At 69.7% G+C, this 25,376-nt stretch carries 22 protein-coding genes, 1 rRNA gene and 1 pseudogene; 17 read left to right on the forward strand and 7 right to left on the reverse strand.

What is annotated here, in order from left to right; translation table 11 throughout:
* Positions 1–16 precede the first annotated feature (16 nt).
* Positions 17–1,054 (forward strand): phenylalanine--tRNA ligase subunit alpha, encoded by a 1,038-nt coding sequence (pheS, locus tag EJK91_RS13675; RefSeq protein WP_125079213.1) that lies wholly within the window; start codon positions 17–19, stop codon positions 1,052–1,054.
* A complete protein-coding gene (gene pheT / locus EJK91_RS13680) occupies positions 1,054–3,537 on the forward strand; it encodes a phenylalanine--tRNA ligase subunit beta (RefSeq protein ID WP_125079200.1) in 2,484 nt (827 codons plus the stop codon). The genes pheS and pheT overlap by 1 nt, the downstream gene beginning before the upstream one ends.
* Before the next feature lie 31 nt (positions 3,538–3,568).
* Here the strand turns inward: pheT and EJK91_RS13685 are convergent, their stop codons facing one another.
* Complete coding sequence (locus EJK91_RS13685) at positions 3,569–3,886, reverse strand: type II toxin-antitoxin system PemK/MazF family toxin (protein ID WP_024442888.1); 318 nt, start codon at positions 3,884–3,886, stop codon at positions 3,569–3,571.
* Complete coding sequence (locus EJK91_RS13690) at positions 3,876–4,106, reverse strand: hypothetical protein (protein ID WP_024442889.1); 231 nt, start codon at positions 4,104–4,106, stop codon at positions 3,876–3,878. The genes EJK91_RS13685 and EJK91_RS13690 overlap by 11 nt, the downstream gene beginning before the upstream one ends.
* A 186-nt stretch (positions 4,107–4,292) precedes the next feature.
* On the opposite strand from EJK91_RS13690, the gene EJK91_RS13695 reads away from it, so the two are divergent.
* The 9 genes and pseudogenes from EJK91_RS13695 to argH all read left to right on the forward strand — a co-directional run bounded on the left by EJK91_RS13695 (position 4,293) and on the right by argH (position 13,941).
* Positions 4,293–5,729 carry a dihydrolipoyl dehydrogenase family protein gene (locus EJK91_RS13695; RefSeq protein WP_125079201.1) on the forward strand — a complete coding sequence of 479 codons (1,437 nt, stop codon included), beginning with the start codon at positions 4,293–4,295 and terminating at the stop codon, positions 5,727–5,729.
* 74 nt (positions 5,730–5,803) lie between these two features.
* Entirely contained in the window at positions 5,804–6,862 is a 1,059-nt protein-coding gene (argC, locus tag EJK91_RS13700) for an N-acetyl-gamma-glutamyl-phosphate reductase (protein WP_125079202.1), read from the forward strand.
* Positions 6,859–8,061: a bifunctional glutamate N-acetyltransferase/amino-acid acetyltransferase ArgJ gene (gene argJ / locus EJK91_RS13705; protein ID WP_125079203.1), complete on the forward strand. Its 1,203-nt coding sequence runs from the start codon at positions 6,859–6,861 to the stop codon at positions 8,059–8,061. The genes argC and argJ overlap by 4 nt, the downstream gene beginning before the upstream one ends.
* Positions 8,058–8,933, forward strand: coding sequence for an acetylglutamate kinase (gene argB, locus EJK91_RS13710; RefSeq protein ID WP_024442893.1), 876 nt, complete (start codon positions 8,058–8,060; stop codon positions 8,931–8,933). Before argJ ends, argB begins: the two co-directional genes overlap by 4 nt.
* Positions 8,930–10,105, forward strand: coding sequence for an acetylornithine transaminase (locus EJK91_RS13715; RefSeq protein WP_125079204.1), 1,176 nt, complete (start codon positions 8,930–8,932; stop codon positions 10,103–10,105). The genes argB and EJK91_RS13715 overlap by 4 nt, the downstream gene beginning before the upstream one ends.
* The gene (gene argF / locus EJK91_RS13720; RefSeq protein WP_125079205.1) at positions 10,102–11,028 is read left to right on the forward strand and encodes an ornithine carbamoyltransferase; all 927 of its coding nucleotides are present in this window, start codon (positions 10,102–10,104) and stop codon (positions 11,026–11,028) included. Before EJK91_RS13715 ends, argF begins: the two co-directional genes overlap by 4 nt.
* A complete protein-coding gene (locus EJK91_RS13725; RefSeq protein WP_046301695.1) occupies positions 11,025–11,510 on the forward strand; it encodes an arginine repressor in 486 nt (161 codons plus the stop codon). Before argF ends, EJK91_RS13725 begins: the two co-directional genes overlap by 4 nt.
* Before the next feature lie 84 nt (positions 11,511–11,594).
* A pseudogene (locus EJK91_RS13730) lies at positions 11,595–12,428 on the forward strand (argininosuccinate synthase); the annotation flags it as partial.
* An 88-nt stretch (positions 12,429–12,516) separates the two neighbouring features.
* Positions 12,517–13,941 carry an argininosuccinate lyase gene (gene argH, locus EJK91_RS13735; RefSeq protein ID WP_024442898.1) on the forward strand — a complete coding sequence of 475 codons (1,425 nt, stop codon included), beginning with the start codon at positions 12,517–12,519 and terminating at the stop codon, positions 13,939–13,941.
* Here argH and EJK91_RS13740 read toward each other — a convergent pair.
* The gene (locus EJK91_RS13740; RefSeq protein ID WP_125079206.1) at positions 13,938–14,606 is read right to left on the reverse strand and encodes a biliverdin-producing heme oxygenase; all 669 of its coding nucleotides are present in this window, start codon (positions 14,604–14,606) and stop codon (positions 13,938–13,940) included. The two genes, argH and EJK91_RS13740, sit on opposite strands and share 4 nt — an antisense overlap.
* A 196-nt stretch (positions 14,607–14,802) precedes the next feature.
* Here EJK91_RS13740 and EJK91_RS13745 point away from each other — a divergent pair, with 196 nt between their 5' ends.
* Positions 14,803–15,456: a M15 family metallopeptidase gene (locus tag EJK91_RS13745; RefSeq protein ID WP_125079214.1), complete on the forward strand. Its 654-nt coding sequence runs from the start codon at positions 14,803–14,805 to the stop codon at positions 15,454–15,456.
* Positions 15,457–15,463: 7 nt separating this feature from the next.
* Here the strand turns inward: EJK91_RS13745 and EJK91_RS13750 are convergent, their stop codons facing one another.
* Positions 15,464–17,245, reverse strand: a complete 1,782-nt coding sequence (locus EJK91_RS13750; RefSeq protein ID WP_125079207.1) for an ABC-F family ATP-binding cassette domain-containing protein — start codon at positions 17,243–17,245, stop codon at positions 15,464–15,466.
* A 115-nt stretch (positions 17,246–17,360) separates the two neighbouring features.
* Between EJK91_RS13750 and EJK91_RS13755 the strand changes: the two genes are divergently transcribed.
* Both EJK91_RS13755 and EJK91_RS13760 read left to right on the forward strand, forming a co-directional pair.
* A complete protein-coding gene (locus tag EJK91_RS13755; RefSeq protein WP_241178699.1) occupies positions 17,361–20,345 on the forward strand; it encodes an acyl-CoA synthetase in 2,985 nt (994 codons plus the stop codon).
* Positions 20,342–20,575: a Trm112 family protein gene (locus EJK91_RS13760; protein WP_024442903.1), complete on the forward strand. Its 234-nt coding sequence runs from the start codon at positions 20,342–20,344 to the stop codon at positions 20,573–20,575. The genes EJK91_RS13755 and EJK91_RS13760 overlap by 4 nt, the downstream gene beginning before the upstream one ends.
* Here the strand turns inward: EJK91_RS13760 and EJK91_RS13765 are convergent.
* Genes EJK91_RS13765 through EJK91_RS13775 form a run of 3 tightly spaced genes read right to left on the reverse strand, consistent with a single transcriptional unit; the run spans position 20,541 to position 22,683 of the window.
* Entirely contained in the window at positions 20,541–21,161 is a 621-nt protein-coding gene (locus tag EJK91_RS13765; protein ID WP_024442904.1) for a TetR/AcrR family transcriptional regulator, read from the reverse strand. The genes EJK91_RS13760 and EJK91_RS13765 overlap by 35 nt on opposite strands.
* Positions 21,161–21,991, reverse strand: coding sequence for an ABC transporter permease (locus tag EJK91_RS13770; protein WP_125079209.1), 831 nt, complete (start codon positions 21,989–21,991; stop codon positions 21,161–21,163). The genes EJK91_RS13765 and EJK91_RS13770 overlap by 1 nt, the downstream gene beginning before the upstream one ends.
* A complete protein-coding gene (locus EJK91_RS13775; protein WP_125079210.1) occupies positions 21,925–22,683 on the reverse strand; it encodes an ABC transporter ATP-binding protein in 759 nt (252 codons plus the stop codon). The genes EJK91_RS13770 and EJK91_RS13775 overlap by 67 nt, the downstream gene beginning before the upstream one ends.
* Positions 22,684–22,751: 68 nt before the next feature.
* Between EJK91_RS13775 and EJK91_RS13780 the strand changes: the two genes are divergently transcribed.
* From EJK91_RS13780 to EJK91_RS13790, 3 genes are all read left to right on the forward strand, one after another.
* On the forward strand, positions 22,752–23,363 hold the full coding sequence (locus tag EJK91_RS13780; protein WP_024442907.1) for a DNA-3-methyladenine glycosylase: 612 nt from the start codon (positions 22,752–22,754) through the stop codon (positions 23,361–23,363).
* A gap of 17 nt (positions 23,364–23,380) precedes the next feature.
* Entirely contained in the window at positions 23,381–24,649 is a 1,269-nt protein-coding gene (tyrS, locus tag EJK91_RS13785; RefSeq protein ID WP_024442908.1) for a tyrosine--tRNA ligase, read from the forward strand.
* 400 nt (positions 24,650–25,049) lie between these two features.
* Positions 25,050–25,376, forward strand: a 16S ribosomal RNA gene (locus tag EJK91_RS13790); the annotation flags it as partial.

Raw genomic sequence — 25,376 nt, forward strand, 5'->3', positions numbered from 1 at the left:
TCAGCCTGCTGAACAGTTGGCCCCGTCCGTCGTCTCCGACGCGACCCTGACCTCAGCGCTGCAGGCGGCGCAGGCCGCGTTTGCCGCGGCCGCCGACCTGGATGCGCTGGCCCACGCCAAAACCGAGCACCTCGGTGACAAGGCGCCGCTGGCGCTGGCCCGCCAGGCGCTGGCCAAGCTGGACAAGACCGAGCGTGCCGACGCGGGCAAGCGCGTCAATGCCGTGCGCACCGATGCCCAGCGCGCCTACGACGAGCGCCTGGCGGCCCTGCGCGCCGAACGCGACGCCGCCGTGCTGGCCGCCGAGAGCATCGACGTCACGCTGCCCTCGGCCCGCAAGCCCGTGGGCGCGCGGCACCCCATCACCATGCTCGCCGAACACGTCGCCGACACCTTCGTCGCGATGGGCTGGGAACTGGCCGAGGGCCCCGAGGTCGAAGCCGAGCACTTCAACTTCGACGCGCTGAACTTCCCGGTCGACCACCCCGCGCGCAGTGATCAGGACACCTTCCACATCGCCCCGCCCGGATCGCGGCAACTGCTGCGCACCCACACCTCCCCGGTGCAGATCCGTGCCCTGCTGGCCCGCGAACTGCCGGTCTACGTCGTTTCGATCGGGCGCACCTTCCGCACCGACGAACTCGACGCCACCCACACTCCGGTGTTCCACCAGGTCGAGGGGCTCGCGGTCGACCGCGGTCTGACCATGGCGCACCTGCGCGGCACCCTGGACGCCTTCGCCCAGTCCGAGTTCGGGCCGGCCGCCAAGACCCGCATCCGGCCGCACTTCTTCCCGTTCACCGAACCGTCGGCCGAGGTCGACATCTGGTTCGAGGGCAAAAAGGGCGGGCCCGGCTGGGTGGAATGGGGTGGCTGCGGGATGGTGCACCCCAACGTCTTGCGTGCGGTGGGCATCGACCCGGCCGAGTACTCCGGCTTCGCGTTCGGCATGGGATTGGAGCGAACCCTGCAGTTCCGCAACGGAATCCCCGACATGCGCGACATGGTCGAGGGCGACGTCCGGTTCTCCCTGCCATTCGGGGTGGGCGCCTGATGCGTATTCCCTACAGCTGGTTGCGTGAGATGCTGATCGCCGGAGCGCCGGGATTCGACATCACCGCCGCCGAACTCGAGCAGGCGCTGCTGCGGATCGGCCACGAGGTCGAGGGCGTGCACACCCTGGGTCCGGTCACCGGACCGTTCAAGGTCGGCCGGGTGGTCGAGATCGAGGAACTCACCGAGTTCAAGAAGCCGATCCGGGCCTGCCGTGTCGACGTCGGCGAGGCCGAGCCGCGTGACATCGTCTGCGGTGCCAGCAATTTCGTCGTCGGTGACTTGGTGGCCGTCGCACTGCCCGGCGCGGTGCTGCCCGGTGATTTCACCATCGCCACCCGCAAGACCTACGGCCGCACCTCCGACGGCATGATCTGCTCGGCGTCCGAAATTCGGCTGAGCACCGACCATTCCGGCATCCTGGTGCTGCCGGAGGGCACCGCCGAGCCCGGTGCGGACGCCGCGGAAGTACTGGGCCTCGACGACGTGGTCTACGAGCTGGCTATCACCCCCGACCGCGGCTACTGCATGTCGGTGCGTGGGCTGGCACGCGACATCGCCTGCGCGCTGGACCTGGACTTCGCGGACCCGGCTGCGGTGCCGGCTTTGCCCGCCGAGGGTGAGGCGTGGCCGCTGAGTGTGCAGCCGGGCACCGGGGTGCGCCGCTTCGCGCTGCGTAGCGTCACCGGCATCGACCCGGCAGCGGTATCGCCGTGGTGGCTGCAACGGCGCCTGGCGCTGTGCGGCATCCGGGCGATCTCCCCGGCCGTGGACGCCACCAACTACGTCATGGTCGAACTCGGCCACCCGATGCACGCCCACGACCGGGCCCGCATCACCGGCGGCTTCGACGTGCGCTTCGCCGTGCCCGGCGAGACCGTCACCACACTCGATGACATCGAACGCAAACTGGAACCGGTCGACGTGCTCATCGTCGACGACGTCGGCACCGCCGCGATCGGCGGCGTGATGGGCTCGGGCAGCACCGAAATGCGCGACGACTCAACCGATGTGCTGCTGGAGGCCGCGATCTGGGACCCCGCCGCGGTGTCACGGACCGCGCGGCGGCTGCACCTGCCCAGCGAAGCCGCCCGGCGCTATGAGCGCTCCGTGGATCCGGCCATCTCGGTGGCCGTGTTGGACCGCTGTGCGAGCCTGCTGGCCGAAATCGCCGGGGGAGTCATCGGATCGGGCCTGACTGACTGGCGCGGGGAGCCGCCCGTCGAGAACTGGAGCCAGGCTCCGATCGAGATTCCCGCCGAACTGCCGGACCGCACCGCGGGGGTGAGCTACCCCGAGGGCACCACGGTTCGGCGGCTGACCCAGATCGGCTGCGAGGTGGCGGTCGCCGGGGACGTGTTGACCGTCACCCCGCCGAGCTGGCGCCCAGATCTGCGCCAGCCGGCCGACCTGGTCGAAGAGGTGCTGCGGCTGGAGGGACTGGAGTCCATTCCGTCGGTGCTGCCCGCCGCGCCGGCCGGGCGGGGCCTGACTGCCACCCAGCGCCGGCGCCGCGCGATCGGCAAGTCGCTGGCCCTGGCCGGCTACGTCGAGGTGCTGGCCACGCCGTTCCTGCCCGCCGGAGTGTTTGACACCTGGGGGCTGGCCGACGACGACCCGCGCCGCGCCACGGTGTCGGTGCTCAACCCGCTGGAGGCCGACCGGCCCCAGCTGGCCAGTACTTTGCTGCCCAGCCTGTTGGAAGCCTTGGGCCGCAACGTGTCCCGCGGCATGAGTGACGTCGCCCTGTTCGCCATCGCCCAGGTGGTGCAGTCGGCAGGCCCCGCCGAGTTCCCGGCCGTCACACCTGCCCGGCGCCCGACCGACGCCGAGATCGACGGAATCGATGCCGCCCTGCCGCGCCAGCCGCAGCACATCGCGGTCGCACTGACCGGCCTGGCCGAACCCCGGGGACCATGGGGCCCGGGCCGGCCGGTGGAAGCCGCCGACGCCATCGAGGCGGCACGGGTGATCGCCCGCGCCAGCGGCGTCGAGGTCACCCTGCGCTCCGCGGCCCACCTGCCGTGGCATCCGGGCCGCTGCGCCGAGGTGCTCGTCGGCGAGACCGTGATCGGCCACGCCGGCCAGCTGCACCCGGCCGTCATCGAACGCGCCGGCCTGCCCAAGGGCACCTGTGCGGTCGAGCTGAACCTGGATGCCATCCCGCTGTCCGCGGCCCTGCCGGCTCCCCGGGTGTCGCCGTTCCCGGCGGTGTTCCAGGACCTGGCCCTGGTGGTCGATGAGAAGGTGACCGCGCAATCGGTGTCCGACGCGGTGCGCGAGGGCGCCGGAGAGCTGCTGGAGGACATCGCGCTGTTCGACGTCTACACCGGCCCGCAGGTCGGCGAGGGCCGCAAGTCGCTGGCGTTCGCGCTGCGCTTCCGGGCCGCCGATCGCACGCTGACCGAGGACGAGGCCAGTGCGGCCCGCGACGCCGCCGTGATCCGCGCCGGGGAGGCCGTCGGCGCCGCCCTGCGGGGGTAGACTTCCGAGCCCGGCGGCACGGTCAACTTCCTCAGTCCAGTGCCAGCACCGAGCGCAGGGCGGTGTCGACGTCCTGCAGCTCGCCGGTACTCAACCGGCCGACGAACTCGCCGAGGCGCTGCTGCGGATCGATCACGGTGAGTTGCTCGACCAGCACGCGGGTTGTGCCGCCGCCGATTTCAATTTCTGGGCGGAACGAGGCCGCGCGACGGCCGGTCGAGGTTGGCGCGACGATCCAGGTCGATAGCGGAAGATCATCGGACTGCACCACGACCGCGTAGCGCGACCCGGATTGCTCGTGGCCGCGTGCTTCCTTCGGGGCTCGCAGGCGGTACACGTCACCACGCACGGATGGTGTCCATCTCTGCTGCGAGCTCGCGCGAGGCAGCAACATCGTCGGGGTCGTTGCGCAGTTCTTCGGCTTCGGCACGCATACGCTCCCGGCGGCGAGCGCGTTCGGCATCCAAGATCGCCGCGCGAGCGGCCTCCGACCGCGAACGGCCCCCGCTGGTCAGCTCGGCCAAGGCCCGTTCCACCTCGGAATCAGTGCGGATCGTCAAAGTCCCCATCGTGCCTATCGTAGTCGGCAATGCACGAGTTTCCGCTTACATTCTGTACTGCCGCTGGTCAGATGCGCGGCATCCACGGGCTTGCCCGGGAAACAGCTGGGCAAGCTCGCAGTGGCGTACCCGGGGAGTCCGTGCTGGGATGGATCCAGCTTTCCTCGCCAAACAGCTTCGAGAGGACGCGCTCAGATGACCGAAACGTACGACGTCGTCGTCCTCGGTGCCGGACCGGTCGGGGAGAACGTCGCCGACCGCGCCCGCGCCGCCGGGCTGAGCGTGGCGATCGTGGAACGCGAACTCATCGGCGGCGAATGTTCCTACTGGGCCTGCGTGCCCAGCAAGGCCCTGCTGCGGCCGGTGCTCGCGCTCGATGATGCGCGCCGCGTCGACGGCGCACGACAGGCCGCCAGCTCTTCGATCGATGCCGCCGGGGTGTTTCGGCGCCGCAATCACTATGTGGGGGACTGGAACGACTCCGGGCAGGCCGACTGGATCGAGGGGGTCGGAGCGACGCTGGTGCGCGGCCACGGTCGCCTGGACGGGCCACGACGGGTGGTGGTCGCCACCGACGGCGGCGACGTGACGCTGACCGCCCGGCACGCCGTCGTCATCTGCACCGGAACCCGCGCGTCCCTGCCGGATCTGCCGGGCATGGCCGACGCCCGTGCGTGGACGAACCGCGAAGCCACCGAGGCCACGTCGGTGCCCGGCCGGCTCGCCGTGGTCGGGGCTGGCGGTGTGGGCGTCGAGATGGCCACCGCCTGGCAGGGATTGGGTTCGGCGGTGACGCTGCTGGTGCGCGGCTCGGGGTTGCTGCCGCGGATGGAACCGTTCGTCGGCGAATACGTCGCTCGCGGGCTGGCCGACGCCGGAGTCGACGTGCGCACCGGTGTTTCGGTGGCCCGGCTCGAGCGGGCGGGCGACGGCCCGGTGCGCCTGGAGCTGACCGACGGCACCGAGCTCGACGTCGACGAGATCTTGTTCGCGACCGGCCGCACCCCGCTCACCGGCGACATCGGCCTGGAAACCGTCGGACTCACCCCCGGCGACTGGCTGGAGGTCGATGACACCTGCCGGGTGCGCGCCGTCGAGGAGGGGTGGCTGTATGCCTGCGGCGACGCCAATCACCGCGCACTGCTCACCCACGAGGGCAAATATCAGGCGCGCATCGCCGGCGACGCCATTGGCGCCCGGGCCGCCGGGACGCCACTGGACACCGCGCCGTGGGGCATGCACGCCGCCACCGCCGACCACCACGCCGTGCCGCAGGTCTTCTTCACCGACCCCGAGGCGGCCGCGGTCGGGCTCACCGCCGAGCAGGCCGAGCGGGCCGGCCACCGGGTGCAGGTGGTGGACGTCGAGATCGGCGACGCGGTGATGGGGGCCAAGCTGCACGCCGACGGCTACCGAGGGCGGGCACGCATGGTGGTCGACACCGACGAATCGGTCCTGCTCGGCGTGGCCTTCGTGGGCCCCGGTGTGGCTGAGCTGCTGCATTCGGCCACCGTCGCCGTCGCCGGCCGGGTGCCGATCAGCCGGCTGTGGCACGCCGTGCCGTGTTTCCCGACGATCAGTGAGATCTGGCTGCGGCTGTTGGAGGCCTACCGCGACGCCGGAGCGGCCTGACGGTCGGCTACCGTGCAGCTGGCACGTTCGTGCCCGCACCCCGCCGTAATTAGTTTGCGTATAAACGCATAATCATGCAGAATCGCCGAGTGACCAAAGCGATCAAAGTGGCGGTGGCTGGTGCCAGCGGCTACGCCGGCGGGGAGATCCTGCGGCTGCTGCTCGGGCATCCCGCCTACGCCGACGGCCGGCTGAGCATCGGCGCCCTGACCGCCGCCGGCAACGCCGGCAGCACCCTGGGCGAACAGCACCCGCATCTGATGCCGCTGGCCGACCGCGTCCTCGAGCCGACCGAGGTGCACACCCTCGCCGGACACGACGTGGTGTTCCTCGGCCTGCCGCACGGGCATTCGGCGGTGCTCGCTGAGCAACTCGACGACGACACCCTGGTGGTGGACTGCGGCGCGGACTTCCGGCTGGGCGATCCGACCGACTGGGAACGCTTCTACGGCTCGGCGCACGCCGGCACCTGGCCCTACGGCCTGCCGGAGTTGCCCGGCGGTCGCGACAAACTCAAGGACGCCCGGCGAATCGCGGTGCCGGGCTGCTACCCGACCGCGGCGCTGCTGGCGCTGTTCCCGGCCGTCGCCGCCGGACTGGTGGAACCCGACGTCACCGTGGTCGCCGTCAGTGGCACCTCCGGCGCCGGAAAGGCCGCCAAGGTCGACCTTTTGGGCTCGGAGGTCATCGGATCAGCGCGGGCCTACAACATCGGCGGAGCCCACCGGCACACCCCGGAGATCAGTCAGGGACTGCGGGCGGTCACCCACCGCGACGTCAGCGTCGCGTTCGTCCCGGTGCTGATCCCGGCATCGCGGGGCATCCTGGCCACCTGCACCGCCAAGACCACGGCGCCGCTGTCGGAATTGCGTGCGGTCTACGAAAAGACCTACCACGACGAGCCGTTCGTGTACCTGCTGCCCGAAGGCCAGCTGCCCAAGACTGGATCGGTGATCGGCAGCAACGCCGCCCACCTCGCGGTCGCCGTCGACGAGGACGCCTCGACGTTCATCGCGATCGCCGCGATCGACAACCTGGTCAAGGGCACCGGCGGCGCAGCCGTGCAGGCGATGAACCTGGCGCTGGGCTGGCCGGAGACCGAAGGGCTTTCCGTTGTAGGAGTGGCGCCATGACTGACGTTCGGCTGGTGCGCGAGCAGGGTGTCACTGCACCCGGAGGATTCCGGGCCGCGGGAATCGCGGCCGGTATCAAGGTTTCCGGGAATCCGGATCTGGCGCTGGTGTTCAACGAGGGCCCGGACTATGCGGCGGCCGGTGTGTTCACCAGTAACCAGGTCAAGGCCGCGCCGGTGCAGTGGAGCCAGCAGGTGCTCAAGGGCGGCCGGCTGCGGGCGGTGATCCTGAACTCCGGCGGCGCCAACGCCTGCACCGGGCCGGGCGGTTTCCAAGACACGCACACCACCGCCGAAGCGGTCGCGGCGGCACTGTCGCACTGGGGCACCGAGACCGGGGCCGCCGAGGTGGCGGTCTGCTCCACCGGTCTGATCGGTGACCGGCTGCCGATGGACAAGCTGCTGGCCGGTGTCACCGACGTGGTGCAGGCCATGGCCGGCGGCCTGGTCGGCGGAGACGAAGCCGCCCGCGCCATCATGACCACCGACACCGTCCCCAAACAGGTTGCGCTGCACCACAAGGGCGACTGGACCGTGGGCGGCATGGCCAAGGGTGCCGGCATGCTGGCGCCGTCGCTGGCCACCATGCTGGTGGTGCTGACCACCGACGCCAAGGTCGACGCGGCCGCGCTGGACGCCGCCCTGCGGCGGGCCACCGCGGTGACGTTCGACCGGCTCGACATCGACGGCAGCTGCTCCACCAACGACACGGTGCTGCTGCTGGCGTCGGGCGCCAGCGAGATCACGCCCAGCCAAGACGACCTGGACGCCGCGGTGCTGGCCGTCTGCGACGACCTGTGCGCCCAGCTTCAGGCCGACGCCGAGGGCGTCACCAAGCGGGTGTCGATCACCGTCAGCGGCGCCGGCAGCGACGCCGACGCCCTGATCGCCGCGCGGATCGTGGCCCGCGACAGCCTGGTCAAGACCGCGCTGTTCGGCTCGGACCCCAACTGGGGGCGGGTGCTGGCCGCCGTGGGGATGGTGCCGTTCACCATCGACCCCGACCGGATCACGGTGTCGTTCAACGGCTCCCCGGTCTTCTCCGACGGAACGCCGATGCCCGGAGCCCGGGAGGTCGACCTGTCCGGGGCCGACATCCGCGTGGCCGTCGAACTGCACCTCGGCAGCGGGCAGGCCATGGTGCGCACCACCGACCTGTCACACGCCTACGTCGAAGAGAATTCCGCGTATTCCTCATGACAGAACTCACCACCACCGTCAAAGCCCAGGTACTGGCGGAAGCCCTGCCGTGGCTCAAGCAGCTGCACGGCAAGATCGTCGTCGTCAAGTACGGCGGCAACGCCATGACCGACGACACCCTCAAGCACGCGTTCGCCGCCGACATGGCCTTCCTGCGCAACTGCGGCATCCACCCGGTGGTGGTGCACGGCGGCGGGCCGCAGATCAGCGCCATGCTCAAGAAACTCGGCATCGAAGGGGACTTCAAGGGCGGATTCCGGGTCACCACACCGGAAGTGCTCGACGTGGCGCGCATGGTGCTGTTCGGTCAGGTCGGCCGCGAACTCGTCGGCCTGATCAACGCCCACGGCCCGTACGCGGTGGGCATCACCGGCGAGGACGCCGCGCTGTTCACCGCGGTGCGGCGCAGCGTGAACGTCGACGGGGTCGCCACCGACATCGGGCTGGTCGGCGACGTCGACAAAGTCAACACCGCCGCGGTGCTGGATTTGATTGCCGCAGGCCGGATTCCGGTGGTCTCCACCCTGGCGCCAGATCCCGACGGGGTGGTGCACAACATCAACGCCGACACCGCGGCGGCCGCACTGGCTGAAGCGCTGCAGGCCGAGAAACTGTTGATGCTCACCGACGTCGACGGCCTCTACACCGACTGGCCCAACACCGATTCGCTGGTCAGTGAGATCGACACCGCCACATTGGAGCAACTGTTGCCGCGACTGGAGTCCGGCATGATCCCCAAAGTCGAAGGCTGCCTGCGCGCCGTCCGCGGCGGGGTGCCCAGCGCCCACATCATCGACGGCCGCGTCGAACACTGCGTGCTGGTTGAGCTTTTCACCCACGCCGGCACCGGAACCAAGGTGGTAAACCCATGAGTCTTCAAGACCGCTGGCAGGCGGTGATGATGAACAACTACGGCACCCCGCCGCTGGCACTGGTCAGCGGGCAGGGCGCGGTGGTGACCGACGAGTCGGGCAAGAGCTACGTCGATCTGCTGGGCGGCATCGCGGTCAACGTGCTCGGCCACCGGCACCCCGCGGTGATCGAGGCCGTCACCACCCAGCTGAACACGTTGGGCCACACCTCCAACCTGTATGCGACCGAGCCGGGCATCGCCCTGGCCGAGGGCCTGGTGGGCCATCTGGGCGTCCCGGCGCGAGTCTTCTTCTGCAACTCGGGAACCGAGGCCAACGAAGTGGCCTTCAAGATGACCCGGCTCACCGGCAAGACGAAGATCGTTGCCGCCCAAGGCGCTTTCCACGGCCGCACCATGGGATCGCTGGCCTTGACCGGGCAGCCGGACAAGCAGGCACCGTTCGAGCCGCTGCCCGGCGACATCACCCACGTGCCCTACGGCGACACCAAGGCGTTGGCCGCGGCCGTCGATTCGAGCACCGCCGCGGTGTTTCTGGAGCCGATCATGGGGGAGGGCGGCGTCGTCACCCCACCCGCCGGCTACCTGGCCGAGGCCCGCGGTATCACCGCCGCCCACGGCGCCCTGCTGGTGCTCGACGAAGTCCAGACCGGGATCGGGCGCACCGGCGCCTTCTACGCCCACCAGCACGACGGCATCACCCCCGACATCATCACGCTGGCCAAGGGCCTGGGCGGCGGCCTGCCCATCGGTGCCTGCCTGGCGGTCGGCGCGGCCGGTGACCTGCTGACCCCGGGCCTGCACGGCAGCACCTTCGGCGGCAACCCGGTGTGCACCTCGGCGGCGTTGGCGGTGCTCAAAGCGCTGGCCGACGGCGACCTGATCGCCCGGGCCGCCACGCTGGGCAAGACGCTGAGCCACGGCATCGAGGAACTGGGCCATCCGCTGGTCGACCACGTCCGGGGCAAGGGCCTGCTGGCCGGCGTGGTGCTCACCGAGCCCAAGGCCAAGGCCGTCGAACTGGCCGCCCGCGAGGCCGGCTTCCTGGTCAACGCCGCCGCGGCGGGCGTGGTCCGGCTGGCGCCGCCGCTGATCGTCACCGAGGAACAGATCGGCAGCTTCATCACCGCCCTGCCGGGCATCCTCGACACCGCCCAGGAGGCCGCACCATGATCCGCCACTTCCTCCGCGACGACGACGTCACACCGGACGAGCAGGCCGAAATCCTGGCTCTGGCAGCAGAACTGAAAGCGGCGCCGTTCAGCCGGCGGCCGCTGGAAGGCCCGCGCGGAGTGGCGGTGATCTTCGACAAGAACTCCACCCGCACCCGGTTCTCCTTCGAGATCGGCATCGCCCAACTCGGCGGGCACGCCGTCGTCGTCGACGGCCGCTCCACCCAGCTGGGCCGCGACGAAACCCTCGAAGACACCGGGCAGGTGCTGTCGCGGTACGTCGATGCCATCGTGTGGCGCACGTTCGCCCAGGACCGGCTGACCGCGATGGCCAGCACCGCGACGGTGCCGATCGTCAACGCGCTCTCCGACGAGTTCCACCCCTGCCAGGTGCTGGCCGACCTGCAGACCATCGCCGAACGCAAAGGCGCACTCAAGGGGCTCAAGCTGACCTACCTCGGCGACGGCGCCAACAACATGGCGCACTCGCTGATGCTCGGCGGGGTGACCGCCGGGGTGCACGTCACCGTCGCCGCCCCCGGAGGCTTCACCCCCGACCCGGCCGTCGTCGCCGCCGCGCGGGAACGCGCCGCCGACACCGGCGCCTCGGTCACCCTCACCGCCGACGCGGTCAAGGCCGCCGCCGGAGCCGACGTGTTGGTCACCGACACTTGGACCTCGATGGGCCAGGAGGACGACGGCCTGGACCGGGTGGCGCCGTTTCGGCCCTTCCAGATCAACGACGAACTCGTCGGCTTGGCCGACCCGGACGTCACGGTGCTGCACTGCCTGCCGGCGCACCGCGGCGACGAGATCACCGACTCGGTGATCGACGGGCCGCGCAGCGCGGTGTGGGACGAAGCCGAAAACCGCCTGCACGCGCAGAAGGCGCTGTTGGTGTGGTTGCTGGAACGGTCACGATGAGCCGCGCCGACAGCACCGTCTCGCGAGTGGGCCGCCAGGCCCGCATCGTCGAGGTGCTGTCCTCGGCCGTGGTGCGCAGCCAGACCGAGCTGGCCACCCTCCTGGCCGCCGACGGCATCGAGGTCACCCAGGCCACCCTGTCGCGTGACCTCGAAGAGCTGGGCGCGGTGAAACTGCGCGGTCCCGATGGCGGGGCCGGGGGATACGTCATTCCCGAGGACGGCAACCCACTGCGCCTGTCCGGCGGCACCGACCGGCTGTCCCGGCTGCTGGGCGAGCTGCTGGTGTCCACCGATGCCACCGGAAATCTCGCCGTGCTGCGCACCCCGCCCGGGGCGGCGGACTACCTGGCCAGTGCCATCGACCGGGCCGCGCTACCGTACGTCGTCGGCACCATCGCCGGGGATGACACCATCTTCGTGGCGGCCCGTGAGCCGATGACCGGCGCCGAACTCGCCGCCACCCTCAACGACCTGCAGTAAGACCAGTAGCACTCAGTAACACAAAGCAAGGAGAACTCGATGTCCGAACGCGTCATCCTAGCGTATTCCGGCGGCCTGGACACGGGCAACGACCAGGTCCGCTTCGAGGTCGGCTTCGCCTCGCTCGCACCCGAACTCGACGTGATCGCCCCGGTCCGCGACTACGCCTGGACCCGCGAGAAGGCCATCGCCTTCGCCGAGCAGAACGACATCCCGATCAACGTCACCAAGCGCTCGCCATTCTCCATCGACCAGAACGTGTGGGGCCGCGCGGTGGAGACCGGATTCCTCGAAGACCTCTGGAACGCCCCGACCAAGGACGTCTACGACTACACCGAGGACCCGACGGTCAACTTCAACGCCCCCGACGAGCTGATCATCAGCTTCGACAAGGGCCGCCCAGTGGCCATCGACGGTCGTCCGCTCAGCGTGCTGGCGATCATCCAGGAGCTCAACGCCCGCGCCGGTGCGCAGGGCGTGGGACGCCTGGACGTGGTCGAGGACCGACTGGTGGGCATCAAGAGCCGCGAGATCTACGAGGCGCCCGGCGCCATGGTGCTGATCACCGCGCACACCGAGCTCGAGCACGTCACCCTGGAGCGCGAACTGGGCCGCTACAAGCGTGGTGTGGACCGCAAGTGGGGCGAGCTCACCTATGACGGTCTGTGGTTCAGCCCGCTCAAGCGGTCGCTGGAGGTGTTCGTCGAGGACACCCAGCAGCACGTCTCCGGTGACATCCGCCTGGTCCTGCACGGCGGCAGCATCATCATCAACGGCCGGCGCAGCGCGGAGTCGCTCTATGACTTCAACCTGGCCACCTACGACGAGGGCGACACCTTCGACCAGACCGCGGCGCGTGGCTTCGTGCAGATCCACGGGTTGAGCTCCAAGATCTCCGCCCGCCGGGATCTGGGGTGAGCTTTCTCCACCGCGAGTGGCACTTTCACGACGCAACACGCCGGTGTGACGTCGTGAAAGTGCCACTCGGCGCAACAAGGGGGCCGAAATGAGCACCAACGAAGGATCACTGTGGGGCGGGCGGTTCGCCGAAGGACCGTCCGACGCGCTGGCGGCGCTGAGCAAATCCACCCACTTCGACTGGGTGCTGGCGCCCTACGACGTGGCCGCCTCCAAGGCGCACGCGAAAGTGCTCTTTCACGCCGGGCTGCTCACCACCGAGCAGCGTGACGGGCTGCTGGCCGGCCTGGACAGTCTCGGCGCGGACGTCGCCGACGGCAGCTTCGGGCCGCTGGTCACCGACGAGGACGTGCACGGCGCGCTGGAGCGCGGCCTGATCGACCGGGTCGGTCCTGATCTGGGCGGCCGGCTGCGCGCCGGGCGGTCACGAAACGACCAGGTGGCCACGCTGTTTCGGATGTGGCTGCGCGACGCGGTACGCCGCGTCGCCGCCGGGGTGCTCGACGTGGTCGAGGCGCTGGCCCACCAGGCCGGCGCCCACCCGGACGCCATCATGCCGGGCAAGACCCACCTGCAGTCCGCGCAGCCGGTGCTGCTGGCCCACCATCTGCTGGCCCACGCCCACCCGCTGCTGCGCGACGTGGACCGGATCATCGACTTCGACGCCCGCGCCGCCGTCTCGCCGTACGGGTCGGGCGCGCTGGCCGGTTCGTCACTGGGCCTGAACCCGGACGCCATCGCCGCCGAACTCGGCTTCACCGCGGCCGCGGACAACTCGATCGACGCCACCGCCGCCCGCGACTTCGCCGCCGAGGCCGCCTTCGTGTTCGCGATGATCGCCGTCGATCTGTCCCGGTTGGCCGAAGACATCATCTTGTGGAGTTCAACGGAATTCGGCTACGCCGTGCTGCATGACTCCTGGTCGACCGGCAGCTCGATCATGCCGCAGAAGAAGAATCCCGACATCGCCGAGCTGGCCCGCGGCAAGTCCGGCCGGTTGATCGGCAACCTGACCGGCCTGCTGGCGACGCTCAAAGCCCAGCCGCTGGCCTACAACCGCGACCTGCAGGAGGACAAGGAGCCGGTGTTCGACTCGGCGGCGCAGCTCGAGCTGCTGTTGCCGGCGATGGCCGGACTGGTCGGCACCCTGCGCTTCGACACCGAGCGGATGTCCGCGCTGGCACCGGCCGGCTACACCCTGGCCACCGATATCGCCGAATGGCTGGTGCGCCAAGGTGTCCCGTTCCGCATCGCCCACGAGGCCGCGGGGGCGGCGGTGAAGGTTGCCGAGCGGCGCGGCGTCGGCCTCGACGAGCTGACCGACGACGAACTGGCCGCCATCAGCCCGGAGCTCACCCCGCGGGTACGTCAGGTGCTGACGGTCGAGGGGTCGGTGGGCTCGCGGGACGCCCGCGGCGGTACCGCGCCGGTGCGGGTGGCCGAGCAGCTGGAGTCGGTCCGGCAGGCGGTGAGCCGAGCGCGCCGGCGAACCGCCGCAGATTCGGCGGGCTAACCCGCGGAGTCGCGGTAATAGGCCGCCAGGTTCTCGGCCAGTTCGTCGAACAGGTCCTGGTTGAGTCCGAAGGCGTGCCGAACCTCGTCGACCACCCCGTCGATCTCGTCGGGCTCCAGACCGAGCTGGTCGAGTCGGGCACGGTAGGCGTCCTTGTACGGTTTCGCCCGCACCGGGAACTCGTAGAACGCCAGGCCGGCGCCGCCGAGCGCGAACGTGCGGTCCAGCACCCGTCCGATCGCCTGGCCGCCGGAGAGGTCTCCGAGGTAGCGGGTGTAGTGGTGGGCCAGCAACTCGCCGGCCGAGGCGCCGGTGATGCGGTCGCAGTAGGCCTGAGCGGCGGGTGATTCGACTTCCGCGACGGCTCCACCGGCCCAGAACTCCAGGTCGGCCTCGATCGCGGAGAGCCGCTCCAGGGCCGGGTCGTACACCGACGCGACGAGTGCGTCGTCGCGGTTCGCCCGTACCGCGGCCTCCAGTGCGGCGTAGACCATCCGCAACCGCAGCAGGTAGTCGACGTAGCCCTGCTCGTTGACCTTGCCGTCCATCAGCTCCGACACGAACGGCGAGGCCTCGGCGGCATCGTGGGCCGCCTGCGAGCCTTCGCGCATCGCGGTGGACAACGAGCGGACGGCATCGGGGTCAACCGGGGCCTTCAGCGGCATGCTGTGATCCGTTCCCTTCGTCGCGGGTGCTGTCATCGGGGTGGTGGCCCCGTTGCCGAATGCGTCTTCCGCCAGCGTAGTGAGTCTGCCCGGGTCCGCCAGTCCAGACAGCGGCGGCGGCCGGTAGCGGATCGAGCGCTGCGCTAGCGTGATTGGGATCAACGGCAGCCGGAAGATCTCGACCGCGGGGCGCCTGATGGCGGCGCTCGCGCTCTGCGGGCTGCTGGCGCAGTGCGCCGGCGCCGGGCCGCCACCCGGCTCGGCGCCGGCGGAATCCGCGCCGCGCAACGCACCCGAGCCCGCCGCCGTCGCAGCCGTCACGGCCACCGAACTCGGCCCCACCTGGCACCGCGACTGCCCGGTCACCCCCGCGCAGTTGCGGCGGGTCACCGTGACCCACCTGGGCTTCGACGACCGGCCGCATCGCGGCGAGTTGATCGTGCATCAGGAGCTGGTTCCGCAGGTCATCGCCATATTCGACCGCCTCTACCGGCTGGAGTTCCCGATCGAGCGGATGCAACCGGTGGCGCACTATCGCGGCGGTGACGACGAGCTGTCGATGGAGGACAACAACACCTCGGCGTTCAACTGCCGGCGCATCCCGGGCTCCGGCAACTGGGCGCTCCACGCCTATGGCCGGGCCATCGACGTCAACCCGCTGCTGAATCCGTGGGTCGATCACGGCAGGTTCGTGCCCCGCAACGCCGCGGTCTACCTGGATCGCCGCCGGATCGAGCCGGGCCTGCTGCATGCCGGTGATGCCGCGGTGCGCGCCTTCACCGATGCTGGGTGGAGCTGGGGCGGCAACTGGCGCTCGCCGGTGGACTACCAGCATTTCGAGCGGCGCTGACGCGCGCCTACTCCACCAGCTCCGAGAGCTCCAACCAACGGCCCTCTTGCTCGGCCACCTCGGCCTCCAGCGCCCGCAGTTCCCGGGTGAGCTCGGCCAGGCCCACATGATCGGACTGGTCAAAGTCGGCCAGCTCGTGATGCTTGGCCTCGATCTGCTCGGCCAGCCGCGCGAGCCGGCGATCGACGGCCGCCAGATCCTTCTGTGCCGCACGCAGTTCGGCTCCCGACAGCGGACCGGGACCATCGTCGGCAGCGGCGGCGGGCCGCGACACCGGCGCTCGGCGAGCGTCGGCGGCCAGCTGCAGGTATTCATCGACACCGCCCGGTAGGTGGCGCAGGCGCCCGTCCAGGATCGCGTACTGGTTGTCGGTCACCCGCTCCAACAGATACCGGTCATGGGAGACCACGATCAAGGTGCCCGGCCAGGAGTCCAACAGATCCTCGGTCGCGGTCAGCATGTCGGTGTCGACGTCGTTGGTGGGCTCGTCGAGCACCAGCACGTTCGGCTCGGCGAGCAAGGTGAGCATCAACTGCAGCCGCCGCTGCTGCCCGCCGGAGAGCTCGCCCACCCGCGCCGACAGCTGAGCGCTGCCGAACCCGAGCCGCTCCAACAGCTGTGCGGGCGTCATCTCCTTGCCGTCGACCTGGTAGTCGTTGCGCAGCCGGCCCAGCACGTCGGCGACCCGGTCGTCGCGCAGCGTCGCCAATTCCGCCGACTGCTGGTCCAACATGCCCAGTCGCACCGTCTTGCCGCGCTTGACTCGGCCGCTGTCCGGCACCACCGTCCCGGCGATCAGCCCGAGCAGGGTGGATTTCCCGGCACCGTTGGCGCCGACGATCCCGGTGCGCTCACCGGGGCCGATCCGCCACTCGACGTCGCGCAGCACCGGTTTGCCGTCGAACGAGACCGAGACGTCCAGCAGGTCGATGACATCCTTGCCCAGCCGTGCGGTCGCCAGCTTCATCAGCTCGACGTCGTTGCGCAGCGGCGGAACATCGGCGATCAGCGCGTTGGCCGCCTCGATGCGGAACTTCGGCTTGGAGGTGCGCGCCGGTGCCCCACGTCGCAGCCAGGCCAACTCTTTGCGTAACAGGTTCTGCCGCCTGGCCTCACTGGCCGCGGCCATCCGGTCGCGCTCCACCCGCTGCAGAACATAGGCCGCATAGCCGCCCTGGAACGGTTCCACGATGCGGTCGTGCACTTCCCAGGTGGTGGTGGCCACCTCGTCGAGAAACCACCGGTCGTGCGTGACCACCAGCAGGGCGCCGGCACTGCGAGCCCAGCGCTGCTGAAGATGGCGCGCCAGCCAGGTGATTCCCTCGACGTCGAGGTGGTTGGTCGGCTCGTCGAGGCAGATCACGTCCCATTCGCCGATCAGCAAGGCCGCCAACTGCACTCGCCGGCGTTGCCCGCCCGACAGCCCGGAGATGGTTGCGTCCCATGCGATGTCGGAGACCAAGCCGTCCACCACGTCGCGGATTCGCGGATTGGAGGCCCATTCATGGTCGGCCTGGTCACCGACCAGCGACGCCCCCAGCGTGCTGTCCGGGGCGAGGGTGTCGGCCTGGTCCAGCAACCCGACCCGCAGTCCGCTGCGCCGGGTGACGCGGCCCGAGTCCGGGGTGGCGGCGCCGGCCAGCAGCCGCAGCAGCGACGATTTGCCGTCGCCATTGCGCCCGACGATGCCGATCCGGGCGCCGTCATTGACCCCGAGGGTGACTGAGTCCAACACCACACCGGTGGGGTACCGCAGGTGAAGGGCCTCAGCTCCGAGCAGGTGTGCCACTGCTGGAACGGTACTGCCTGCCCCTCGGCGAATGGTGAACCAGCCGGAAGAACGGCCCTGATATGCCAGAATGTGCACGTCATTCCAGGATCGTGCGCAACGTAGGGGAGCAGCGGTGGATCTGAACTTGTCGGCCATCACCCGGCCGGTCGAGTGGCTGGTGGCCACCGCACAGAACGGCCTGGAGGTGCTGCGCTGGGGCGGTCTGGAGACCGGAACTGTGCCCTCACCGTTCCAGATCGTCGAGAGCACCCCGATGTACAAGCTGCGGCGGTACTTCCCGCCGGACAGCCGACCGGGTCAACCGCAGCCCGGACCGCCGGTGCTGCTGGTGCACCCGATGATGATGTCGGCAAACATGTGGGACGTCACGCAAGAGGAGGGCGCGGTCGGCATTCTGCGGGCCGCCGGCGTGGACCCGTGGGTGATCGACTTCGGCTCACCGGACCAGATCGAAGGCGGCATGCGCCGCAACCTGGCCGACCACATCGTCGGCCTGAGCCAGGCCATCGACACCGTCGCCGAGACCACCGGGCGCGACGTGCACGTGGCCGGCTACTCCCAGGGCGGCATGTTCGCCTATCAGACCGGGGCATACCGGCATTCGAAGAACATCGCCAGCATCATCGCGTTCGGTTCTCCGGTGGACACGCTGGCCGCGCTGCCGATGGGACTGCCGCCCAATCTGGCCTCCGGTGTCGCCGGCTTCATGGCCGACCACGTCTTCAACCGGCTCGACATCTCCGGATGGCAGGCTCGCCTGGGCTTCCAGATGATGGACCCGCTCAAGACGGCGAAGGCGCGGATGGACTTCCTGCGCCAGCTGCATGACCGCGAAGCCCTGCTGCCGCGCGAGGCGCAGCGCCGCTTCCTGGAGTCCGAAGGCTGGATCGCCTGGTCGGGTCCGGCGATCTCCGAGCTGCTCAAGCAGTTCATCGCCCACAACCGGATGATGACGGGTGGTTTCGCGATCAACGGTCAGCTGGTCACGCTCACCGACATCACCTGTCCGGTGCTGGCATTCGTCGGCGAGGTCGATGACATCGGGCAGCCGGCGGCGGTTCGCGGGATCCGCCGCGCGGCGCCCGACGCCAAGGTCTTCGAATATCTGTTGCGGGCAGGCCACTTCGGTCTGGTGGTGGGTTCCAAGGCCGCCGAACTGACCTGGCCGACCGTGGCGCGCTGGGTGCTGTGGCAGTCCGGAATGGGTCCGCAGCCGGCCGGCGTGGCGCTGATGTCCGCGCAGCCGTCCGAAGGCGACAAGCGCGGTGTGGCGATGACGTCGCGGATCGCGCACGGGCTGGGTGAGGCCTCCGAGGTCGCGTTGACGCTGGCGCGCGGCGCCGCGGACGCCATGGTGGCGGCGCAGAAATCGATGCGCACCATGGCCGTTGAGACCGCGCGCACCCTGCCGCGGCTGGCCCGACTCGGACAGATCAACGACCACACCCGCATCTCGCTGGGCCGCATCATCGATGAGCAGGCCGCCGACTCACCCGACGGCGAATTCCTCTTGTTCGACGGGCGCGTGCACACCTACGAGGCGGTCAACAAGCGCATCGACAACGTCGTCCGCGGCCTGATCGAAGTCGGGGTGCGCCAAGGCGTCCACGTCGGCGTGCTGATGGCCACCCGGCCCAGCGCCCTGGTCGCGATCGCGGCGCTGTCTCGGCTGGGTGCGGTGGCCGTGCTGATGCCGACCGACGGCGACCTGCTGCCCGCGGCTCACCTGGGCGGCATCTCCGACATCATCGTCGACCCGGAGACCCTGGAGCTGGTCGGCGCGGCCGCCCGCGAACTGGACTGCCAGGTGCTGGTGCTCGGCGGTGGTGAAGCCCGCGACCTGGACCTGCCCACCGACATCGACGTCGTCGACATGGAACAGATCGACCCGGACGCCGTCGAACTGCCCGGCTGGTACCGGCCGAACCCCGGTTTCGCCCGCGACCTGGCATTCGTGGCCTTCGGCAACGCGGCCGGCGAGCTGGTGGCCAAGCAGATCACCAACTTCCGCTGGGCGCTCTCGGCGTTCGGCACCGCGTCGACAGCGGCCCTGGGCCCCAACGACACGGTGTACTGCCTCACACCGCTGCACCACGAGTCCGGACTCCTGGTCAGCCTCGGCGGTGCCGTGGTCGGTGGGGCCCGCATCGCGCTCTCGCGCGGCCTGAACCCGGACCGGTTCGTCTACGAGGTCCGTCAGTACGGCGTGAGCGTGGTGTCCTACACCTGGGCGATGCTCGGTGAGGTCATCGACGACCCGAACTTCGTCCTGCAGGGCAACCACCCGGTCCGGCTGTTCATCGGTTCCGGTATGCCCGTCGGCCTGTGGAACCGGGTGACCGACGTGTTCGCGCCGGCCCACGTCGTCGAGTTCTTCGCCACCAAGGACGGTCAGGCCGTGCTGGCCAACGTCTCCGGCGCCAAGGTCGGCAGCAAGGGGCGCCCGCTGCCCGGCGCGGTGGATGTCGAGCTGGCCGCCTACGACTGCGATCACGACCTGATCCTGGAAGACGACCGCGGTTTCGTGCGAGTCGCCGAGACCGATGAAGTCGGCGTGATGCTGGCCAAGCCGCGCGGACCTATCGACCCGTCGGCCTCGGTCAAGCGCGGGGTGTTCGCGCCGGCCGACACCTGGATCTCCACCGAGTTCCTGTTCCGGCGCGACGCCGACGGCGACTACTGGCTGGTCGGCGGGCGCGCATCCAGCATCCGCACCGACCGCGGGATCGCCTTCCCGGTAGTCATCACCGACGCCCTGGGCGCCGTCACCGGCGTGGACCTGGCCGTCACCTATCGGGTGCCGACGGAGGGGGCGGACCTGGTGGTGTCGGCGGTGACCGTGCAGCCCGGCGCCACCATCACCGCGGCCGACCTCAGCGAGGCGGTGGCCGCGCTTCCGTCCGGTGTCGGTCCCGATGTCATCCACGTGGTGCCGGACCTGTCGCTGAGCACCGTGTACCGACCGGTGGTGGGCGCGCTGCGCGACGCCGGGCTGCCCAAGGCAGGACGCAACGCCTGGTACTACGACGCCGGCAGCCGGCAGTTCAAACGGCTGACCGCCGCGGTGCGTGGCGAATTGGCCGGTGGCCGACCATGATCGCCCAGGACCTGCTCGACATCCTGGTCTGCCCGGCCGACCGCGGGCCGCTGCTGCTGGTGCGGCGCTCCGGTGGCTCCGGCAACCAGGCGCTCTACAACCCGCGCCTGCACCGGGCCTACCGCATCGACGACGACATCCCGGTGCTGCTGATCGACGAGTCCGAAACCATCGGCGACGACGAACACGCCCTGCTCATTGCCCAAGCGGGTCCGGCAGCTCCCCAGTGAGATAACGCTGCAGGGTCGGGGCGATCATCGCCACCACCTCCCGCGCGGGCAGCGAGGCGATCGGCTCGAGCCCGACGATGTAGCGGGCGACCACCACGCCCATCAACTGGCTGGCGGCGAACTCGGCGCGCAGCACGCCGGTTCCGGACGGCTCGTCGATGCGCGGGGCGAGTTCGGCGATCACGATGTCACGAAAGAACGACCGGGCCAAGGGCACCTCGGTCCCGGTGAGCATGGACCGCATCGCCGCGATCACGCCGGTGCCGGCCTGCGAATCCCACAGCGGCAGCAGCAGTTCGGGCAGGGTGCGCCCGAGTCGCTCGACCGGCGTCTCGCGCAACGGCCCCAGCACCGCCATCGGATCGATCGGCAGCTCGACCGCAGCGGCGAACAGCTGCTGCTTGGTGCCGTGGTAGTGGTGTACCAGCGCCGCGTCGACGCCCGCCGCGGCGGCCACCGCCCGAATCGAGGTGTTCGCGAAACCATTGCGGGCGAACAGCTCTCGGGCCGCGCTCAGGATTTTCTCTCGGTTGTCCGAGCCGCCGGACGGGCGACCCGGTCTGCGGCTGTTCGACGCGGTGGCCATTACGCGGTCCGTCGCCGCAGCGTGACCGCGGCCAGTCCCAGTGCCGCGGTCGCGAACGCCAGCACGATGACGATGTCGCGCACGGCGACACCGGTCAGGTCCGGGTGGGCGCCCACCTGCTGCAGCGCTTCGAGGGCGTAGCTGGCCGGCATGGCGTTGCTCACCCACTGCAGCCACTCCGGCATCGCCGCGCGCGGCACGATGATTCCGGCCAGCAGCAGCTGCGGCACCATCACCAGCGGAATGAACTGCACGGCCTGGAATTCGGTGCGGGCGAACGCGCTGCACAGCAGCCCCAGGCCGACGCCGAGCACCGCGTTGATGATCGCGACCCCGAACACCCATGCCGGGCTGCCCGCGGTGTGGAAATCCAGCAGCCAGAATGCGACCAGACACGCCAGGCTGGCCTGCGCGGCCGCCGCGATCGAGAACGCGGTCCCGTAGGCGGCCAGCAGGTCGCCCCGGCGCAGCGGGGTGGTCAGGATGCGCTCCAGGGTTCCCGAGGCGCGTTCGCGCTGCATGGTGATCGCGGTGATCACGAACATCAGAAACAGCGGGAACAGGCCCAGCAGCACCAGGCAGGCGGCGTTGAACGGCGACGGCGTACCCGGCGGGTGCACGGCGCCCGAGAACATGAAGTACATCAGCGTGATGACCAGGCTGGGCACCAGCAGGATCATCGCGACGCTGCGGTGATCACCTGCCAGCTGGCGCAGGATTCGCAGCGTGGTGGCCGCGAAGGGCCGTAGCTGCAGGGCTCCGGTCAGCCGGCTCGGGGCGCGGTGGTGCGCCGGATGATGGACAGGAACGCTTCTTCCATCGATTGACATCCGGTCTCCTCTCGCAGTCGTCGCGGGGTGGTACGCGCCAGCAGCCGGCCCTCGCGCATCAGCAGCAGATCGCCGCAGTGCTCGGCCTCGTCCATCACGTGGCTGGACACCAGCAAGGTGGTGCCGCGCCGGGCCAGCGCCGCGAACTGCTGCCAGAGTTCGGCGCGCAGCACCGGGTCCAGGCCGATCGTCGGCTCGTCGAGCACCAGTAGGTCCGGCCGGCCGACCAGGGCGCAGGCCAGGGAGACCCGGGCGCGCTGCCCGCCGGACAGGTTGGCGCAGTAGTCGCCGCGGTGCTGGCGCAGGTCCACCAGCTCGATCGCATCGTCGGCGTCGCGGGTGTCGACCCCGGTGAGTGCGGCGAAGTACCGCACGTTGTCGACCACTCGCAGGTCGTCGTAGATGGTGGCCTGCTGCGGCATGTAGCCGACCCGGTGGCGCAGCGCGGGGGAGCCGGCCGGGCTGCCGAGCACCTCGACCCGGCCGCCGGTGATCAGCTGAGTGCCCACGATGGCGCGCATCAGGGTGGTCTTGCCGCAGCCGGACGGCCCGAGCAGGCCGGTGATGGTGCCCGGGGCGATCTGCACCGAGAGGTCGTGCAGTACCGGCCGCTTGCCGCGCGCCACCCGCAGGTGATCGATCGCCACGGCAGGACCCGATGCCAAGAATTCATCACGCGATGAAATCACCATGTGATGAATAATCTGCCCGGCACGGCACCCTGTCAAGGGGTTGGGGCCGCAAGGCAGAATCTCCCAGCGTGAGTGCTGTCCGGCTTGCCGTGGATCCGCTCGCGGCTGCCCACCGATTACTCGGCGCCACCCTCACCTGCCGCGGCGTTGACGCCACGATCGTCGAAGTGGAGGCCTACGGGGGCGTGCCGAGCGGGCCCTGGCCGGACCCGGCGGCGCATTCCTACCGCGGCCCCACCCCGCGCAACACCGTGATGTTCGGCCCGCCCGGGCGCCTCTACACCTACCGCAGCTACGGCATGCACATCTGCGCCAACGTGGTCTGCGGCCCGGACGGGACGGCCGCCGCGGTGCTGCTGCGGGCGGCGGTTATCGCCGCGGGTAAGCAGCTGGTCCAAGCCCGCCGCGGTGACACCGTGCCGGACGTGGCATTGGCCCGCGGTCCGGGCAACCTCTGCTCCGCGTTGGGAATCACCATGGCGGACAACGGAATCGACCTGTTCGCCCCACGCAGCCCGGTGCGGCTGCAGCTCGGCGGGCCGCTGCCGGCACAGGCCGGGCCGCGCGTGGGCGTCAGTCAGGCCGCCGACCGGCCGTGGCGGCTGTGGGCGCCCGGGACACCCGAGGTTTCGGCGTACCGACGCAGCCCGCGGGCACCGGCGCCGGGCGCCTCGGACTGATCCGGGAAAATCAACCCATGCCGACGACGATTCTCGACGAGCTGACCTGGCGCGGGCTGATCGCCCAGTCGACCGACCTGGACGCCCTGACCGCCGACGTGACGCGCGGACCGATCACGGTGTATGCCGGATTCGACCCGACCGCGCCGAGCCTGCACGCCGGAAACCTGGTGCCGCTGCTGGCATTGCGCCGCTTCCAGCGGGCCGGGCATCGGCCCATCGTGTTGGCCGGCGGCGCCACCGGGCTCATCGGCGATCCTCGCGACAGCGGCGAACGCACCCTGAACACCGCGGACACCGTGGCTGAGTGGTCCGAGCGGATCCGCGGGCAGCTGGAGCGCTTCGTCGACTTCGACGACGGCCCGACCGGTGCCGTGGTGGTGAACAACCTGGACTGGACCGCGCCGCTGTCGGCGGTGGAATTCCTGCGTGACGTGGGCAAACACTTCTCGGTCAACGTGATGCTGGACCGCGACACCATCCGGCGCCGACTCGATGAGGGCATCTCCTACACCGAATTCAGCTACATGCTCCTTCAGGCCAACGACTACGTGCAGCTGCATCAGCGCTACGGCTGTTCGCTGCAGATCGGCGGCTCCGATCAGTGGGGCAACATCATCGCCGGGGTGCGGCTGGTGCGCCAGAAGTCGGGCGCGACCGTGCACGCGTTGACGGTGCCCCTGGTTACCGCCGCCGACGGCACTAAGTTCGGCAAGTCCACCGGCGGTGGGAGCCTGTGGCTGGATCCCGAGATGACCAGCCCGTACGCCTGGTATCAGTACTTCTTCAACACCGCCGACGCCGACGTGATCCGTTACCTGCGCTGGTTCACCTTCTTGTCGGCCGAGGAGCTGGCCGCACTGGAGGAAGCGACCGCGCAACGCCCGCACGAGCGCGCCGCCCAGCGCGCCCTGGCCCGGGAGTTCACCACCTTGGTGCACGGGGAGGCCGCGACCGAGGCGGTGGAGCTGGCCAGCCAGGCACTGTTCGGCCGGGGCGAGCTCACCCGATTGGACGAATCCACCCTGACCGCGGCCCTGCAAGAGACCTCGGTCGCGCAGCTGGAGCCCGGAACCGCGGACAGCATTGTCGACCTGTTGGTCGCCACCGGGCTGTCGGCAAGTCGGGGCGCGGCCCGGCGCACTGTCGGCGAGGGCGGTGTCTCGGTGAACAACGTGCGCGTCGACAGCGAGGAATGGACGCCGCAGCCCGACGATTTCCTACACGGCCGGTGGTTGGTGCTGCGCCGCGGCAAGCGCAACGTGGCGGGGGTGGAACGGGTCTAGAGCAGGGCCCGAACCGCCCCCGGCGGGCGCCGGAGTTGATCTTGAACCGGCTGAAAAGGGCCTGCTAGCAGCGGATTTGACTCCCAGTTTCACCTCGCGTAACTTTATCGACGTCGCCGCGACACGGCCAAGCCGGGGGAGCGCGACAAGCCCGCGGAATCGACAGAGATTCAGATGCGATTCCGGGGGTTTTCATCTGCCCGCACTGCCGATACGCGGCTTTTAGCCGCGGTTCGACTGCGCGTTCAGGTGGGCGTGTTGTTTGAGAACTCAATAGTGTGTTTGGTGGTTTTTGTTTGTTGTTGTTTCTGCCATGCCTTCGGCGCCCCGTGTTGGGGGTGTGGCGTTTTTTTGATGTCAGTTTTTGACTGATGTTTTGGGATTGTTTCCAAATGGTTTTTGTTTGGAGAGTTTGATCCTGGCTCAGGACGAACGCTGGCGGCGTGCTTAACACATGCAAGTCGAACGGAAAGGCCCCTTCGGGGGTACTCGAGTGGCGAACGGGTGAGTAACACGTGGGTGATCTGCCCTGCACTTTGGGATAAGCCTGGGAAACTGGGTCTAATACCGAATAGGACCACGCGCTTCATGGTGTGTGGTGGAAAGCTTTTGCGGTGTGGGATGGGCCCGCGGCCTATCAGCTTGTTGGTGGGGTAATGGCCTACCAAGGCGACGACGGGTAGCCGGCCTGAGAGGGTGTCCGGCCACACTGGGACTGAGATACGGC

The sequence above is a fragment of the Mycobacterium sp. P7213 genome (genome assembly GCF_900604305.1).
GTDB lineage: Bacteria > Actinomycetota > Actinomycetes > Mycobacteriales > Mycobacteriaceae > Mycobacterium.

Bases quoted from the DNA above. Each gene is read 5' to 3' on its own strand.
- EJK91_RS13695 (WP_125079201.1), top strand. From the start codon at position 4,293: ATGACCGAAACGTACGACGTCGTCGTCCTCGGTGCCGGACCGGTCGGG.
- tyrS (WP_024442908.1), top strand. From the start codon at position 23,381: ATGCCGACGACGATTCTCGACGAGCTGACCTGGCGCGGGCTGATCGCC.
- EJK91_RS13715 (WP_125079204.1), top strand. From the start codon at position 8,930: ATGAGTCTTCAAGACCGCTGGCAGGCGGTGATGATGAACAACTACGGC.
- EJK91_RS13775 (WP_125079210.1), bottom strand. From the start codon at position 22,683: ATGGTGATTTCATCGCGTGATGAATTCTTGGCATCGGGTCCTGCCGTG.
- pheT (WP_125079200.1), top strand. From the start codon at position 1,054: ATGCGTATTCCCTACAGCTGGTTGCGTGAGATGCTGATCGCCGGAGCG.
- EJK91_RS13690 (WP_024442889.1), bottom strand. From the start codon at position 4,106: ATGGGGACTTTGACGATCCGCACTGATTCCGAGGTGGAACGGGCCTTG.
- argC (WP_125079202.1), top strand. From the start codon at position 5,804: ATGCAGAATCGCCGAGTGACCAAAGCGATCAAAGTGGCGGTGGCTGGT.
- argH (WP_024442898.1), top strand. From the start codon at position 12,517: ATGAGCACCAACGAAGGATCACTGTGGGGCGGGCGGTTCGCCGAAGGA.
- argF (WP_125079205.1), top strand. From the start codon at position 10,102: ATGATCCGCCACTTCCTCCGCGACGACGACGTCACACCGGACGAGCAG.
- EJK91_RS13725 (WP_046301695.1), top strand. From the start codon at position 11,025: ATGAGCCGCGCCGACAGCACCGTCTCGCGAGTGGGCCGCCAGGCCCGC.
- EJK91_RS13770 (WP_125079209.1), bottom strand. From the start codon at position 21,991: ATGTCAATCGATGGAAGAAGCGTTCCTGTCCATCATCCGGCGCACCAC.
- argJ (WP_125079203.1), top strand. From the start codon at position 6,859: ATGACTGACGTTCGGCTGGTGCGCGAGCAGGGTGTCACTGCACCCGGA.
- argB (WP_024442893.1), top strand. From the start codon at position 8,058: ATGACAGAACTCACCACCACCGTCAAAGCCCAGGTACTGGCGGAAGCC.
- EJK91_RS13740 (WP_125079206.1), bottom strand. From the start codon at position 14,606: ATGCCGCTGAAGGCCCCGGTTGACCCCGATGCCGTCCGCTCGTTGTCC.
- EJK91_RS13760 (WP_024442903.1), top strand. From the start codon at position 20,342: ATGATCGCCCAGGACCTGCTCGACATCCTGGTCTGCCCGGCCGACCGC.
- EJK91_RS13745 (WP_125079214.1), top strand. From the start codon at position 14,803: ATGGCGGCGCTCGCGCTCTGCGGGCTGCTGGCGCAGTGCGCCGGCGCC.
- EJK91_RS13765 (WP_024442904.1), bottom strand. From the start codon at position 21,161: ATGGCCACCGCGTCGAACAGCCGCAGACCGGGTCGCCCGTCCGGCGGC.